This window comes from Streptomyces capparidis (genome assembly GCF_054782095.1).
Map to the genome: position 1 here is coordinate 183,896 of NZ_BAAGTD010000010.1, position 16,012 is coordinate 199,907.

Sequence of the window (16,012 nt, forward strand, 5' to 3'; positions counted from 1 at the left end):
CCCAGGGGTGATGAATGACGCCACGCAACGATGATTCCGAGTCCGCCCGCCGGGAAACGGTCAGTCGGCGGTCCGTGCTGGCGAGGATGGGCGCCCTGCCGGTCCTCGCCGCGGCGCCGCCGGCCCTGGGGGTGTTCGGGGCCCCGCCCGCGGCGGCGGCCGCGGCGGTGATCGTGGACCCGTCGGCGCGGCGGCAGACGATCCGCGGTTTCGGCGGCATGAACCACACGGTGTGGATCAGCGACCTGACACCCGCCCAGAGGGACACGGCGTTCGGCAACGGCCAGGGGCAGTTGGGCTTCACCGTGCTGCGGATCCCCGTCCACGAGAACCCGGCGAACTGGAGCCGCGAGGTGGCGACCGCCAGGCGCGCCATCGAGCACGGGGCGACCGTCATCGCGTCGCCGTGGAATCCCCCCGCCCACATGGTCGAGACCTTCGTCCGCGGCACCCAGACCGACGCGAAGCGGCTGCGGCACGACATGTACGGCGCCTATGCGCAGCATCTGAACGACTTTTACGGGTTCATGGCCAACAACGGGGTGAACCTGTATGCCGTCTCCGTGCAGAACGAGCCCGATTACGCTCACGACTGGACGTGGTGGACTCCCGCCGAGATGGTGCGGTTCCTGCGGGAGAACGCCGGCTCGATCCGCACCAGGGTCATCGCCCCGGAGTCCTTCCAGTACGTGAAGAGCTTCTCGGACCCGATACTCAACGACCCCGCGGCGCTCGCCAACGTGGACATTCTCGGGGCCCACCTGTACGGCACGCCCTACGGGAACTTCCCCTATCCCCTGTTCAAACAGAAGGGCCAGGGCAAGGAACTCTGGATGACCGAGGTCTACCACCCCAACAGCAGCGACTCGGCGGATCTGTGGCCCCAGGCGCTCGAGGTGGGGGAGCACATGCACCGCGCCCTGGTGGACGCCGAGTTCCAGGCGTACGTGTGGTGGTACATCCGGCGCGGCTACGGGCCCATGAGGGAGGACGGGCAGATCAGCAAGCGCGGCGCCGTCATGGCGCACTTCTCGAAGTTCGTCCGCCCGGGGCACGTGCGGATCGACGCGGCCGCCAATCCCCAGTCGAACGTGTACACGTCGGCCTACCACGGCGGTGGCTCCCGGGTGGTCGTCGTCGCCGTCAACAAGGGCACCTCGCAGGTGAGTCAGCAGTTCACCCTGCTGAACAACCCATCCTCCGGCGTGTCCTCCTGGCTGACGGACGCGAGCAGGAACGTCGCGCCCCAGAGCCGGATCGGGGTGACGAACGGCACCTTCACCGGCCGGCTTCCCGCGCGGAGCGTGACGACCTTCGTGACCGAGTGACGCGCGCCCCCGCCACCCCTTCGCCCGGGGCACGCAGCCTCGGGGCGGGCCGGGCCGGGCCGCACGGGTGCGGGGCGAGGGCCGGACTACTCCCCGGGGAGTAGTCCGGCCCTCGTGCCACCCCAGGCAGTACGCCCCGACTCGCACTGCGCGCCGACGACTTGAGCCCTTCCCGCCGGGAGGCTGATGGGCGTCAGGAAAGGCGTGCAGAAGGGGGAACCCCGGCATGGGGCCCGAAGTGAAGAACAAGCGTGCCCGTCGACGAGCCGTGCCCTGGCTCGTGTTGGTGCTGTGGGTGGCCGTGCTCGCGGTCGCGGCGCCCTTCGCGGCGAAGCTCGGGGACGTGCAGCAGAACCGGGCCGTGGACTACCTCCCGGCCGGCGCGGACTCGACCCAGGTGGCGGAGATCCAGGACCGGCTGCCCGGCGGCGAGACCACCGAGCTGGTGCTCGTGTACCACCGCGAGGGCGGGCTGACCGCCGCCGACCGGGACGCCGCCGCCGCGCAGGTCGCCGAGATCGCCGACCGGCACCGGCTGACCGCCGAGCCGCGCGGGGTGCCGTCCGAGGACCGGACCACCCTCATGTACCCGATCGCCAGCACCGAACCCGGCGCCGACGAGGAGCTCCGGGAGAAGTTCGTCGAGGACGTGCGCGACGTCGCCCGGGACGAGAACGGGTTGAGCGTGGACGTGGGCGGACCCGGGGCCTTGGACACCGACGCCGGGAAGGTCTACGACTCCCTCGGCGGGCCGCTGCTCTACACCACCGTCGCCGTCGTCGCCGTCCTGCTGATCCTCATCTACCGCAGCCCGGTGCTGTGGCTGGTGCCGCTCGTCGTCGCCGGGATCGCGGACTACCTGTCCATGGGCGTCGCGTACGGGCTCAACCAGGCGTTCGGGACGACCGTCTCCGGGCAGAGCGCGGGCGTGATGACCATCCTAGTGTTCGGCGCGGGCACCGACTACGCGCTGCTGCTCGTCTCCCGCTACCGCGAGGAACTGCGCCGCATCGAGCGGCCCTACGACGCCATGAAGGTCGCCCTGCGCGGTTGCGGGCCCGCCGTGATCGCCTCCTCCGGGACCGTGGCCGCGGGGCTGCTGTGCCTGCTGGCCGCCGACCTGAACAGCAGCCGGGGCATGGGGCCGCTCGGCACGGTCGGCGTGCTGTGCGCCCTCGTCGCCATGCTCACCCTGCTGCCCGCCCTGCTCGTGCTGCTGGGCCGGCGGGTGTTCTGGCCGCTCGTGCCCGCGTACGGCAGCCAGCCCGGGCAGCGGCGGAGCCTGTTCGCCGCGATGGGCTCGTCCGCGGGGCGGCGGCCGCTGGCCGTGCTCGCCGGTGGCGCCGTGCTGCTGGGCGCCCTCGCGCTGGGCGCGCTCAACCTGCCCGGCCCGATCAAGCAGCAGGACTCCTTCGTCGACAAACCGGAGTCGGTCACCGCGATGGAGACGCTCGCCCGGGCCTACCCCGAGCAGGGCACCCAGCCGATCACCGTGCTCGCGCCCACCGGGCGCGCCGACGCCGCGCTCGCCGACATCAGGGAGCACTCCGGGGTCGCCGCGGCCGAGCGCGCCCGCAGCGGGGACGGATGGACCGAGATCTCCGTCACCGCGAAGGGCGTGCCGCAGTCGGACGCCGAGACCTCGACGATCGAGTCGCTGCGGGCGGACCTCGACGACTCGTACGGCGCGTACGTCGGCGGACCGAGCGCCGAGCAGATCGACCTGGCGGACGCCAACGCCAGGGACCGGCTGGTCGTCGTGCCGCTCGTCCTCCTGGCGGTGCTGCTGATCCTCATCGTCCTGCTGCGCAGCCTCGTCGCGCCGCTGCTGCTCGTCGTGGCCGTGGTCGCGGTGTGGGGCGCCGCGCTCGGCCTCGGCGGGCTGGTGTTCGGGCCGGTGTTCGGGTTCGAGGGCACGGACCCGGGGCTGGGGTTGCTGTCCTTCGTGTTCCTGGTCGCCCTCGGCGTGGACTACGGGATCTTCCTGATGCACCGGATGCGGGAGGAGTCCATGACGGGCGCCGATCCCGCCACCGCCGCGCTCACCGCGCTGCGGACCACCGGCGGGGTCATCGCCTCCGCGGGGCTCGTGCTCGCCGCGACCTTCGCGGTGCTGATGAACATGGGGCTGGTGCAGCTCGTCGAGATGGGCTTCGTGATCGCGGTGGGCGTTCTCCTCGACACCTTCCTCGTCCGGACGTACCTCGTCACCAGCGCGAGCGTCGCCCTGCGGCGGAAGGTGTGGTGGCCGGGGCGCCTGTCGAAGGAGCCGGAGGCCGAGCGGACGCCGCGGCCGCCCGAGCGGACGCCGCTTCCCCTGGGCTGACCGCCACCGGGGCGCCCCTCCCGCACGGAGGGGCGCCCCCCTAGCGAAAGATGTCCCTCGTGCAGGCACCCCTGAAGCCAAGCCTCCTCGAGCGGATCCGCACGGCCGAGGGATCCCTCGCCACCCGCCACGACGCGTACCTCGCGGCCGGAGTGGCGGTCCTCGACGTGCTGATCGCCGTGCTGTTCGTGGACGGCCGCAGACCCGACGCCCTCGGCTGGGCCCTGCTGCTCACCTCGCACATCCCGCTGGTGTGGCGCAGGCGCCGGCCGATGACGGTGCTGTGCGTGACGGCCGCCCTGCTGTTCCCGTACCACGCGCTCGACAACAGCCACACCGCGGCGATCCAGCCGAGCATGATCGTGCTGTACACGGTGGCGGTGACCGGTACGGCCCGCCGCACGCTGCTCACCGGCGCCGTCGTCATCGGCTGCTCGCTGATCGGCAACGCGCTGACCAATCCCGACGGGATGGCGGACTTCCTGCGGATCTCCGGCTGGATCGTCGCCGTCCTGCTGTTCGGCGGCTACGTCGCCGTCCACCGCCAGTACCTCGCCACCGTCCTGGAACGCGCCGAGCGCGCGGAGCGCACCCGGGAGGAGGAGGCCCGCCGCCGGGTCGCCGAGGAGCGGCTGCGGATCGCCCGCGACCTGCACGACCTGCTCGCGCACAGCATCACCCTCATCGGTGTCCAGACGTCCGTGGCCGCGCACGTCCTGGCCGCCGACCCGGGCCGGCTCGACCGCGCCGCCGTCGCCAAGGCGCTCGACGACATCGCCGAGACCTGCCGCACCGCGCGCAGCGAACTCCGCGGCACGCTGAAGGTGCTGCGCGAGTCGGAGCACGGGGCCGAGGGCGAGCCGCGCGAGCCGCTGCCGGCCCTCGACGGGGTGGCCGACCTGGTGGACGCGGCCCGCACCGCGGGCGCAGACGTGGAGCTCACGTCGGCGGCCGACGGGGTGCCGTCCGCCGTGGGCGCGGCCGCGTACCGGATCGTGCAGGAGGCCCTCACCAACGCGGTGCGGCACGGCGGCCCCGAGGTGGCGGTACGCGTGGACCTGCGGTCGGAGGACGGGGCGCTGCGGCTCCGGGTCACGGACGACGGCGAGGGCGGCGCGCAGCCCGCCCCCGGCACCGGTTTCGGCCTGATGGGCATGCGCGAACGGGCTCGCAGCGTGGGCGGCGCACTGGAGGCCGGCCCACGGGAGGAGGGCGGCTTCGAGGTGCTGGCGGTCCTGCCGGTGGACGCGGGACAGCGGGCGCCGGACGGGGTCCGGGACGGGGCGGGGGCGGTCGAGGGGGTGCGCCGGTGAACGTCGGGTCTCCGGGCGGGCCGTGACGGGGCGCCTCACCTGGCCCCACCACCCCGGCGGCCCCGCTCATCCGGCCGGTGCCGAGGCGGTCCCGGCCGGTGAGGGGGCGTGCGTGATCGCGCTGGACCTGGTCAGTGGACGGCGGGTGGGGGAACGTTGGTGAGGTTCTCCTTCGTGAGCATGCGGCGGAACTCCGGGGGAGCCGTCGTCCTGCTCCACAGGAGCATGCGCAGGCGCTTCCGCAGGGTGAAGTGGTAGTAGCGGTCCTCCGGGTCGCCGAACCTGTACAGCGGGGGGACGAAGGAGGAGCCGCGCAGCCTGGTGAAGAGGCGGTCGGCGGCGTTCGCGGGGGTGGTCCGGCCGCGCCGCACGGCGTCGGTGAGTTCGAAGAGGCTGTCGAGGAGGGCGGGCAGGCCCTTGGGGAGCTCGAACCAGTAGGGGCCGTCGTCGAAGCGTTCGAGATCTCCCCAGCGTCCCGTGGCCAGGCACTCGTTGCGGGTGCTCTTCAGCCGCAGCGCGGCCAGGACCGACCACAGCAGCCAGACCCGGGAGTAGGCGTTCCACAGCCGGAAGTCGCCGGTGGCGATCCGGGCCGCGGCGAGCAGCCGGTCGTTGAAGTCGATCAGTTCGCGCTGGAAGGCGGCCACCGGCTCGAACCGCTTGGTCGACCAGTCGTCCGCGCGGGCAGCCGCGATCAGCGACGGGGCCAGCGCGTGCACCATTTCCGCGCTCATGGTGACGTCCCGGGAGAGGAACATGTCGTTGCGGCTCGCCGTCCTGTCCCACAGGAAGTACCGGTCGCCCACGGTCCGGCTGACCGTGCGCTGCCACCACTCCTCGCTGGTCCACGGCCGGGTCTCGGTCGCGTCGGCGAAGGAGCGTCGCAGCGCCGGGAAGTCGTCCACGACCTGCCGGAACGCCTCGCCCGGGTGGGCGGGCAGGTCCGGGAAGCGCTCCGGGTCCACGCTGAGGGTGACGCTCGCGGTGTGGTTGCCGGGCTCCTCACGGTTGTCGAAGTGCACGACCTGGAGCCAGCCGCCGTTGAAGAGGTGGCTGAGCGTGCCCTTGGACCACGCGGTCGCGCGCCGGTAGTCCGCCAAGCGCACGCAATCCTCGAAGGGCCTGACGCCGTGCATGTGCGTGGTGAGCACCCGGGACCGCATGCGCAGCCAGGGGACCGGGTCGGCGCAGTCCAGCCGGCGCACCAGCGGCGAGTCGGCGCCGCTGCCGTCGACGACGTACCGGGCGCGGTAGGACGCCCCGCCGGTGACCCGGACAGTCACCCCGTTCTCGTCGGGTATGACGTCGGTGAGCGTGGGGCGGCGCGGAATGGTCACGGCGCCGTGCCCGCGGGCCAGTTCGACGGCGTACCGGTCCACGTGTGGGCGGTACGGGTGCCACTCGGAGTGCTCGCCGGGGACGTTGAACTGCACGGCCTGCGCGGGGTCCTGCTCCCGGCCCGCCTGGTGGTGGACGAAGCCGAGGCTCCGCTTGATCCCGCTGGTGCGCTGCACGTCGGCGGGCAGGTCGCAGGTCAGGCCGAAGGAGGCGATCTCGGGCACGTCGAATCTGCGGGCCAGGGTGAAGAAGACCTCGGCCGTGTACGGGACGGTCGTTTCGCCCGCGACCTCGGTGACGTCGGACTCGGTGTCCACCAGCAGGACCCGCACGCCGTGCCGGGCCAGTACGGCCGCAAGCAGGCCGGAGGCGAGGTGCCCGCCCAGGACGGCGACGTCGAACTTCTCGGTGCCGGGCGGCGCGGCGCCGCCGCGGTCCCGCATGAGTCCGGTCCCTGCGTTGTCGGTCATCGATCGCTCCTTCGGTCAGTGGCCGGGAAGCACCCGGCTGCGGGCGAAGCCCTTGATGGCGGAGCGCACCAGGGCGCCGACGTGCTCCGGTGCCCTGGTGCGGCTCCACTCGACGGCGCGCGCCATCTTCGGCGGCGTGGCGTGGAACCAGCGGCTGTCCGGGTCGCCGAGGCCGAACGACGGCGGGACGCAGTCGGCGTCCTGGACGCGGGCGAACAGCTTCCGCGCCGCCGCGTCGGGGGCCAGCGATCCGGCCTCCACCGAACGGCACAGCTCGCGGGTGAACGGGCCGAGCCGATTGAAGTCATCGCTCACCGGGAACGGCGAGCCGGGGGCGGCGGCGGAGAGCTCCTCCAGCTCCCGGAAGACGCCGTCGTCGCGGCTGCGCAGATAGGAGAAGTACGCGCTCTCCAGAGCCAGCGTCCCGAGCACCGAGCCGACCTCCCAGGTGCGGTAGGCGGCGTTCCACAGCCGGTAGTCGCGGAAACCGACGAACGAGCTGTAGACCAGGTCGTCGTGGACGTCGTAGAGGCCCTGCTGGAGGGTGTCCACCCAGCCGAAGCGCTCCAGTGACCAGTCGCCATCCCGGGAGGCCGCGATCAGCCGCCAGGCCAGCGCGTTCACCACCTCCAAGGAGTTGGTCAGGCCGCGGGAGTACAGGGCGTCGGTGAACCCGGCGGCGTGCGCGGTCAGGCAGAACCGCTCGCCGACGGTCTGCTTGCTCGAGTACTGGAGTCGCCCGGTGGACACCCACGGCCGTGCCGGCACCGCGTCGCGGAACTGGTGGGCGATGTCGGGGAAGCGGGCGAGGAACGCGTCGAACTCCTGCTGCGCGCTCTGCTCGCCCTTCGGGTGCGTGCGGGGGTCCAGGGTCAAGCCGACGCTGCACAGCGCGTTCTGTGCGCCTTTGTGGTTGTCGAACGGGATCACCCACAGCCAGCCGCCGTCGAAGACGTGGTGCAGGGTGCCGTGGTGCCAGGGGCTCGGCTGATCGTGCAGCTTCGCGGCCGGCGCCTGGTCGAACGGGCGCACGCCGATCATGTGCGTGAACATGGTGCGGGAGTGGTGGCGGCCCCGGGTGGGGTTCTCCCGCAGGTCGAACCGCTCGGCCAGCGGTGAGCGGAAGCCGCTGGCGTCGACCACGTAGCGCGCGTGGTACTCGACACCGTCCGAGGATCGGAGCAGCACGCCGCGCTCCGGGTCGATCTCGACGTCGGTGACCCTGGTCGACGGCATGCCGTGCACGCCGTACCGCAGCGCGATGTTGTACAGGTAGGCGTCGATGTCCTGACGGAACAGGTGGGTCTCGGTGCGCAGGGCCGCCGGGATCACCAACTGGTTGATCTCCGCGGGGTCCTGGAGGCCGCCCTCGCGGTGGTAGACGAAGCCGAAGTTCTGCTTCTTGCCGCAGTTGCGGGACACGTGCCGCTGGATGCCCTTGAACGTCGCCAGGGGGGCGATCTCCGGGACGCGGTACCGCTCCGCGATCACCCGGGTCAGCGCCGACGTGTACGGGATGGTCGACTCCCCGACGGCGAAGCGCGGATGGGTGCCGGCGTCGATCAGCAGGACCCTGACCCCGTTGCGGGCCAGGACCGCGGCCAGCATGGAGCCGGCCAGGCCGGCCCCGAGGACGGCCACGTCGTACCGGTCGGCGCGGTCGCGCACCGGGCTTGCTGCCTTCACTGTCCTCACCTTTTCCTGTCCTGGTGCACCACTGGTCCGGTCCCCCGCGGGTGAGCGGGGGCGTGCCCGGGGGTCCCGCCCCGCGGCCGGAGCGGGGCACGGGGTCGGCGCCGGCCGGGTTCAGGCGGCGTCGGCGGCGGTCCGGGGCCGCGGGTCCGCTTCGTGCTGGTTGATCACCTGTCGCAGCAGGAATCCGGCCCAAAGGTTGGCGTCGGTGGCGAAGAAGTCCCGGCCGGCGAAGTCGATCCGCAGGTCCTTGCGCGTGCGGCTGACCAGTTCCATCACCATCAGCGAGTCCAGGCCCATCTCCAGCAGGTGGAACTCGCCCGCCAGCCTCGCCACATCCACCCGCAGGATTTGCGCCAACTGTTCGCGCAGGTAGCGGTCGAGCAGGGCCTCGCGCTCCGCGGGCGCGGTCCGGAGCAGCTCCTCCAGGACCGGTGCCGGACCGGTCCGGCCGGTCTCCCCTGCGTCGGCGTCGATCAGGTCGAGCAGGGGCCGCCGGATCCGCGCTTCCATCACCGGCCGGTAGACCGACCAGTCGGCGGCGCACACCACCTGCTGGGCGTCGTCCCCCGCGAGCAGTGCGCCCAGCGTCTTCAGGCACTGTGGCGCTGACAGCGGCCGCAGACCCGTCGCCTTCAGGAACTGCAAGACGTCGTCGCCGAAGAGGCTGGACGCCAGCTCCCACGGGCCCCAGTCCACGGTCAGGGCGGGCAGCCCGCGGGCCCGGCGGTGGTGGGCGAGCCCGTCGAGGAATGCGTTGGCGGCGGCGTAGCTCGCCAGGTGCTGCGAGCCCCAGGTGGCGGCGATGGAGGAGAACCCGAGGAAGAAGTCCAAGTCCATCCCGCAGGTGGCCTGGTGCAGCGCCCGGCCGCCGAGAACCTTGGGCCGCCACACCGCGTCGTACTCGGCCGGTCGCACATCGCGGACGAACTGCGGCACCGACACGCCCGCGGCGTGCACCACGCCGCGCAGCGGGCACAGGCCGTCCGCGAGCCGGCCGGCCAGCGACCGCATCGCCGCGGCGTCGGCCACGTCGGCCGCCACCACCTCCACTCGCACCCCGGTGGCCTCCAGCTCGCGCACCACCGCGACGCGGGCGCGCACCGCGTCCGGCAGGTCGGGGGAGTCCCACGTGGCGTGGTCCGGCAGGGCGGTGCGGCCCAGCAGCACCAGGCGCCCCGCCCCGTGCCGGGCCAGCCAGCGCGCCAGCGCGGTCCCGATGCCGCCGAAGGCGCCGGTGATCAGGTAGGTGCCGTCCTCGCGCACTCGCGGTGCGGCCCGCAGCTCCCGCCGGTCCGGGCGGTGCGGCACCAGACGGCACACCAGGCGGCGCTCGCCGCGCAGCGCCTGCTGATCCTCGTCACCAGTGGTCAGCAGGGCGTCGGCCAACCGGGCGGCCTCGTGTGCCGGGTCCCCGCAGGCCGGGTCCAGGTCCACGGCGCCGCCCCACCGCTCGGGGTGCTCCAGGGCGATCACCCGGCCCAGGCCCCACACCGTATTCGCGACGGCGTCCAGCGTCGGCTGCCCGGGAGCGGCGGGCATCGCGCCCCTGGTGACGGTGGACACCCGTACCCCAGGCAGGTCCTCGCGCAGGCCGAGTGCTTGGACCAGGCCCACGGCGAGCAGTTCGGCCCGGTCGCGGTACTCGGTGAGCGTGTCCGTCGTCGCGTCGTCCAGGCCAGGGGTGTCCAGAGAGCTGAGCACCACGATCCGGGTGGGGCGGGCGGTCCAGGTCCGCCACTGGTCGAGCAGCAGGCGCATCTCGTCCGCGTACGGGCGGTCCTCGCCGGGAGGCGCCTGCGGGGGCGAGACGAGCGTGCAGTGCGCGCCGCGCGCGCCGAACTCCCTGGCCAGCCGCTCGGCCGCGCCACCGCGGTCGGCCACCAGCAGGTAGCCGTCCCCGTCCGGGTCGGGCACGGCGCCCTGCTCCGCCTCCCGCCAGTCCAGACGGAACATCAACTCGTTGGGGTGGTGCCACGGCGCCCCGCGCCCCGCCGCGGCGGCGGACCCGGGCAGCACGTGCAGGCCGTTCACGCCACCGAGGGCCCTGCCCTGCGCGGACAGGAACTCCACCCGGGCCCAGGCCCCGCCCTCGTCGCCGTCGGGGACGGTGTGCAGCCGGATCCGGGCGACCCGGTCGGTGACAGGGCGGGACACCGCGTCGCAGCCCACCGCGACACCCTCCACCGGGCCGTCGGCGCCGCCGGCGGCAGCGGCCCCGAGCACGGCCGCCGTGGCGGCCTCCAACAGCTCGGCCAGGCCCGGCGTGCCCCCGTCCCCCTCGGGAACGTCGATCTCCACGACCATGCCCGCGTCCGTGGGGGCCGGCGGCAGGCCCAGGTCCTGCGGCGGCGCCTGCCGCCGCAGGGTGCCGCGGGCGTGCAGCCGCCATGGAGCGCCCGCCGCCTCCTCGGCGTCGGTCAGGCTCCGGTACGAGAAGACCGCCCCGTCGTCGCCGTCCACCTCCACGGCGAGGTGTACCGAGCGCGGCGTGCCGTCCCCGAGCGTGAGCGGCTCGTGCACGGTGACCCGCTCCGCGTGGGTCCAGGGCCGGCCCAGGGCGTCGGCGGCGGCGGACAGCGCGGTCTCCACCAGCAGGCCGACGCCGACGGCGGCTCCGCCGTCCCCCGTGCCGTGCCGGGCCCAGCGTCCCTCGTCCAGGGCCAGCTCGTAGGTGGGCACCGAGGAGCGCAGCCTGCGGCCGAGGCCCGGCACCGCCTCGTCGGCCGGCGCGGAGGCCGTACCGTTGCCCGTCGCCGCCGGGTCCGCCGCGCGGAACCAGTACCGCTCACCCTCCCAGTGGTACGTGGGCAGCGGAATCCGCCGCACCTCCTCGTCCCGGTGAAAGGCGGCCCAGTCGACCGCCGCCCCGCGCAGGTGCAGCGTCCCCAGAGCGGTCATCACGCGTTGCCGGTCGTCGTGGCCCCGCCGCAGCGACGGGATCCAGGCGCAGTCGTCCGCGTCCAGGCCCCGGGCGCCCAGACCGAGCAGCACGGGCTGCGGCCCGATCTCCAGAAAGGTGCGGAATCCCTCGTCGTACAGGGTGCGGACACCGTCACGGAAGCGCACGGCGGACATGGCGTGGCGCAGCCAGTACCCGGGGTCGTCCATGGCGTCGTTCCACCTGGTGCCGGTGACGTTGGAGACGATCGGGACGCGCGGGCTGTGGTGCGTGATGCCCTCCGTCACCTTTCGCAGGTCATCCAGCACGGGAGCCATCAGCGGGGAGTGGAAGGCGTGCGACACACGCAGCAGGCGGTGCTTGACACCGGCCCGGGCCAGCGCGGCGGTGACGGCGGTGACGTCCTCGGCACGGCCGGCGACGACGGTGTCGGCCGGGCCGTTGACCGCGGCGATCGAGACGGTGCCCGCGTGACCGGCTATGGCGCGGGCCGCGCGCTCCTCGTCACAGACCACGGTGGCCATCACGCCACCCGCGGGCAGCGCCTGCATCAGCCTGGCGCGCGCCGCGACCAGCGTCACCGCGTCCTCGAGGTCGAGCACACCGGCGACGCAGGCGGCGGTGATCTCCCCGACGCTGTGGCCCATGACGGCGTCCGGGCGAAGGCCCCACGACAGCCACAGTTGGGCCAGCGCGTACTCGACGGCGAACAGGGCGGGCTGGGTGTACCCGGTCCGGTGCAGCGGGGAGTCCGCGTCCGGAAGGTCGAGCACCTCCGACAGCGGCCGGTCCAGCAACGGGTCCAGCAGCGCGGTGACGCGGTCCAGCGCCTCCCGGTAGGCGGGCTCGTCCCGCAGCGCCTGGCCCATCCCGGCGTACTGCGAACCCTGCCCGGTGAACAGCCACGCGACCTTGCGGCTCCGGTAGGGGGCGAGCGTCCCGGTGACCACGGCGTCGTCCCGCTCCCCGGCGGCGAACGCCGCCAGGCCGCGGGCCAGCTCACCGACGGAGTCGGCCCCCACCGCGATTCCCCTGGCCATCCGGCTGCGGCCTACGTGGCTCGTCCAGCACACGTCGGACAGCCGAGTGTCGGGCCGGTCGCACAACTGCCTGGCGTACGCCCTGGCCAGCTCCACCAGCGCGGAGTCGCTGCGCGCCGAGAGCGTCAGGACGTTCCACGGGCGGGCCTGCCCCGTGGCCCGCTCGGCGGCCGGGGGCGCCTCGGTGACGACGGCGTGCGCGTTGGTGCCGCTCGCCCCGAAGCTGCTGACTGCGCCCGCGCGCGGGCCGGACCCGACGGGCCAGGGGTGTGCGGTTCCGGTGACCCGGATGTGCAGCCCGCCCCAGTCCACGTTGGGGTTGGGCTCCTTGAAGTGCAGGTGCGGGGGGATCTCCTGGTGCCGGAGCGCGAGGACGAGCTTGAGCAGGCCGGCCACACCCGCGGCGGACTCCAGGTGACCGATGTTGGTCTTGACCGAGCCGACCAGCAGCGGGGACTCGTGGGTGTGGTGGCGGCCGATCACCGCCTCCAGGGCCCGCAGCTCGATCGGGTCGCCCAGCGAGGTCCCGGTGCCGTGCGCCTCCACATAGGCGATCTGCTCGGGGCCCAGCCCGGCCCGGGCCAGCGCGGCACGGATCACGGCCTGCTGCGAGGCCGGGTTCGGCACGGTGATGCCGCTGCTGCGCCCGTCGTGGTTGACGGCGGTGCCGCGCACCACGGCCCAGACGGTGTCGCCGTCCCGCTGGGCGTCCTTCAGCCGCTTCAGGACCACGACCCCGGCCCCCTCGCCCCGGACGTATCCGTCGGCGGACACGTCGAAGGTCTTGCAGCGGCCCTCGGGCGACAGCCCGCGGAACTTGCTCATCATCACGAACCCGTACGGCGTGAGCATGAGGTTGACTCCGCCGGCCAGCGCCATGTCGCACTCGCGCAGCCACAGGGCCTGGCAGGCGTCGTGCAGGGCCACGAGCGACGACGAGCAGGTGGTGTCGATGACCTTGCTCGGCCCTTGCAGGCCCAGGGTGAACGAGATCCGCCCGGCGATGAAGCTAGGTTCGCCGATGAGCTGGTAGGCGTCCACGTCGGCGATGTCGCCGACCTGCTGCCGCAGCCGCGCGTAATCGGTGGTGCTCACCCCGAGGAAGACCCCGGTGGCGCTGCCGCCGAGGGAGTCCGGCGCGTACCCGGCGCGCTCCAGAGCCTCCCACGCCACCTCCAGGGTGATGCGCTGCTGCGGATCCATGCCCAGCGCCTCGCGCGGCGAGATCCCGAACGCTGCCGGCTCGAACCGGTCCACCTCGTCGAGGAATCCGCCGCGCGTGACGTACGCCTTGCCCGGCGCGTCCGGGTCCGGGGCGAAGTACGCTCGCGCGTCGGCGCGGTCCGCGGGGAACTCCCCGATGGCATCACCGCCGCTGCGCAGCAGGCGCCACAGGGAGTCGGGACCCTTGACGCCGCCGGGCAGCCGGCAACCCAATCCGATGATGGCCACCGGCTCGGCCGGCATGGACCTGCGCGCGACCAGAGCCTTTTGCAGCCGCTCGATCGTGCGGATGGAATCAACCAGCTTGCCTCGGAGGTCGGACTGCGAATCGCCATGCTGTGTCGTCTGCGTCATCTGGAGATTCCTTCGCCTGTGTCGTGCCTTCCGGATTTCCCCGCCGGGCGGCGAGACGGTCGACGTCGTGATCGGCTTAGCCCAGCTCGGAGAGGGGAATTCTCATCTCCTGGTGCGTGCGTTCGAGCGTACGCATCCCGGTGTGCCCGGAAAACCCCTGACTTTCCTCTGGTCGGTTGACCTTAATTTCCCCCTATCCGGTTCGCCGGGCACCCGTAGCGCTTGGCGTCGTGACCCCCTCAAATTCCGGATGATCGGGCCCTGCGTCGCTCGTCGGCCGCGTGCGGCTGCGAGCTGGATCAGTGGGCCGCGGGCGTTTTCGGGCCTGGAATGCCGAGCGCGCACGACTGAGCCGGGCAGTGATTTCACTGCCCGGCTCGGCGGCCTCCTGGGATATTCAGGGAATCAAGAGGAAATCAGGTGCAGCCGCAACTCCTTCAGGCCCCGCAGGAGAAGCTGGGGGTTCCACTGCACAGTGGTGCGGGCCGGCTCGATGCGCGGATGGCGCCGCAGCAGCTCGGTGAAGGCCACCTTGGCGGCGAGACGGGCCAGCGGGGCCCCCACGCAGTAGTGGATTCCGCCGCCGAAGGTGAGCGGGTGACCGTCGTCGCGCAGCACTCGGAACCGGTCCGGGTCGGGGAACTGCTCCGGATCCCGGTTGGCCGCGCCCAGCATCAGCATGATCGACTCCCCGGCCGGGATGGTGACGTCGCCCACGTCCAGGTCGGTGCGGGAGGTGCGCTGGGTGAACTGGATCGACCCGTCGAAGCGGAGCATCTCCTCGATGGCCCGGGGCAGGAGACCGGGATCCTGCCGGACGAGCTCGAGCTGGTCCGGCGCCTGAAGCAGTGCGAGCATTCCGTTGCCCAGCAGGTTCGCGGTGGTGTCGAAGCCGCCGCCGAAGATCTGCTCGACCACGTTGATCAGCTCGGAGGAGGACAGCCGGTCACCGTCCTGCTCGGCACGGAGCAGCGCGGAGATCAGATCGTCCTTTGGTGCCTTCCTGCGCTCGGCGAACAATTCCTCGAAGTAGGCGTCGACGCGCTGCGCGGCGGCGTCGGCCACGGCGATGTCCTCGCTGGTGACCCCGGGTTGCAGGACCAGGGTCACCTCCTGGAACAGACGGGGGAACACCGGCAGGTCCGCCCGGGGGATGCCCAGCAGGTCCCCGACCACCGCCAGGGCGTACGGGAACGCGAAGTCGTGCACCAGGTCGATGTCGCCGCCGCCGTCGACCCGGGACAGCAGGTCGTTGGCGAGCTCGGTGTAGCGCGGTTCGTGATCGGACACGGTGCGGAACTTGAACGCCTTGTCCACCAGCTTGCGCAGCCGCGTGTGGTCGGGCGGACTGGACCACACGATGGTCTCGGTGAGCCGGGTGAACGAACGGTGCTCGGCCCAGTCGGCGATCCCCTGCCCGCGGATGAACGCCATGACGTCCTTGTCCGCCGCGGGCATGCGCAGCAGGCGGGCACAGTCGGCGTAGCGAGTGAGCACCCAGTGGCCGTGCCTGCCACGGTGGACCGGGTTGAGCCGACGGAGCCGGTGGTAGAGCGGATACGGGTCGGCGAGGCCCTCGGGGGTGCGGGACAGTTCCGCCAGCAGACGGTCGGCCTCGTCCTCCGCCTCCGACTGGAGTTCGGCTGCGGGCATGCTTGTCATGGTGCCTCTCTCATGGTTCCGACGTGCACGGGACAGGTGGCCGATCGGCCGCCCCGAATCGTCCGCGCCGCGGTCGGCGGCGGTGTGGTCGCATCCGCAGTTGCAGTCAGAAGATCTTCTTGCCGGTGACGAAGTGGCGCACGGTCTCCTTCGAGGTGCCGAGCATGTACTCCCGCATGTGGTCGGGCGCCTTGCGGGCGGACCAGGCGAGCACCCCCAGCAGCGCTTTCGGGTTCGGGTTGATGAACCGGGTCTCGGGGTCCTGCACGCCGAGGGACGGCGGCAGCCAGTCGGCCTCCTGGAGCTGCCGGTACAGGCGCTTGGTGGCCGCCTCCACCGTCATGGTCCCGGCCTCGACCGACT

At 72.7% G+C, this 16,012-nt stretch carries 7 protein-coding genes and 1 pseudogene; 3 read left to right on the forward strand and 5 right to left on the reverse strand.

Features of this window, described 5'->3' with window-relative positions:
• Positions 1-14 precede the first annotated feature (14 nt).
• From xynC to ACYVO2_RS11380, 3 genes are all read left to right on the forward strand, one after another.
• Complete coding sequence (gene xynC / locus ACYVO2_RS11370; protein WP_461007559.1) at positions 15-1,328, forward strand: glucuronoarabinoxylan endo-1,4-beta-xylanase XynC; 1,314 nt, start codon at positions 15-17, stop codon at positions 1,326-1,328.
• Between the two features lie 226 nt (positions 1,329-1,554).
• Entirely contained in the window at positions 1,555-3,654 is a 2,100-nt protein-coding gene (locus ACYVO2_RS11375) for an MMPL family transporter (protein ID WP_461007560.1), read from the forward strand.
• 59 nt (positions 3,655-3,713) lie between these two features.
• Positions 3,714-4,967, forward strand: a complete 1,254-nt coding sequence (locus ACYVO2_RS11380; RefSeq protein ID WP_461007561.1) for a sensor histidine kinase — start codon at positions 3,714-3,716, stop codon at positions 4,965-4,967.
• A gap of 131 nt (positions 4,968-5,098) precedes the next feature.
• Here ACYVO2_RS11380 and ACYVO2_RS11385 read toward each other — a convergent pair whose 3' ends face one another.
• From ACYVO2_RS11385 to ACYVO2_RS11405, 5 genes and pseudogenes are all read right to left on the reverse strand, one after another.
• Positions 5,099-6,775 carry an NAD(P)/FAD-dependent oxidoreductase gene (locus ACYVO2_RS11385; RefSeq protein WP_461007562.1) on the reverse strand — a complete coding sequence of 559 codons (1,677 nt, stop codon included), beginning with the start codon at positions 6,773-6,775 and terminating at the stop codon, positions 5,099-5,101.
• A 15-nt stretch (positions 6,776-6,790) separates the two neighbouring features.
• Positions 6,791-8,461 (reverse strand): NAD(P)/FAD-dependent oxidoreductase, encoded by a 1,671-nt coding sequence (locus ACYVO2_RS11390; RefSeq protein WP_461007563.1) that lies wholly within the window; start codon positions 8,459-8,461, stop codon positions 6,791-6,793.
• A gap of 120 nt (positions 8,462-8,581) precedes the next feature.
• Positions 8,582-13,987, reverse strand: coding sequence for a type I polyketide synthase (locus tag ACYVO2_RS11395; RefSeq protein WP_461007564.1), 5,406 nt, complete (start codon positions 13,985-13,987; stop codon positions 8,582-8,584).
• Positions 13,988-14,392: 405 nt separating this feature from the next.
• A complete protein-coding gene (locus ACYVO2_RS11400) occupies positions 14,393-15,640 on the reverse strand; it encodes a cytochrome P450 (protein WP_461007565.1) in 1,248 nt (415 codons plus the stop codon).
• Between the two features lie 115 nt (positions 15,641-15,755).
• Positions 15,756-16,012: pseudogene (locus ACYVO2_RS11405) on the reverse strand (FAD-dependent oxidoreductase); the annotation flags it as partial.

What these genes read in the sequence shown, in the direction of transcription:
- ACYVO2_RS11385 (WP_461007562.1), bottom strand. Translation starts at nt 6,775, where the DNA reads ATGACCGACAACGCAGGGACCGGACTCATGCGGGACCGCGGCGGCGCC.
- ACYVO2_RS11400 (WP_461007565.1), bottom strand. Translation starts at nt 15,640, where the DNA reads ATGCCCGCAGCCGAACTCCAGTCGGAGGCGGAGGACGAGGCCGACCGT.
- ACYVO2_RS11395 (WP_461007564.1), bottom strand. Translation starts at nt 13,987, where the DNA reads ATGACGCAGACGACACAGCATGGCGATTCGCAGTCCGACCTCCGAGGC.
- ACYVO2_RS11375 (WP_461007560.1), top strand. Translation starts at nt 1,555, where the DNA reads ATGGGGCCCGAAGTGAAGAACAAGCGTGCCCGTCGACGAGCCGTGCCC.
- xynC (WP_461007559.1), top strand. Translation starts at nt 15, where the DNA reads ATGACGCCACGCAACGATGATTCCGAGTCCGCCCGCCGGGAAACGGTC.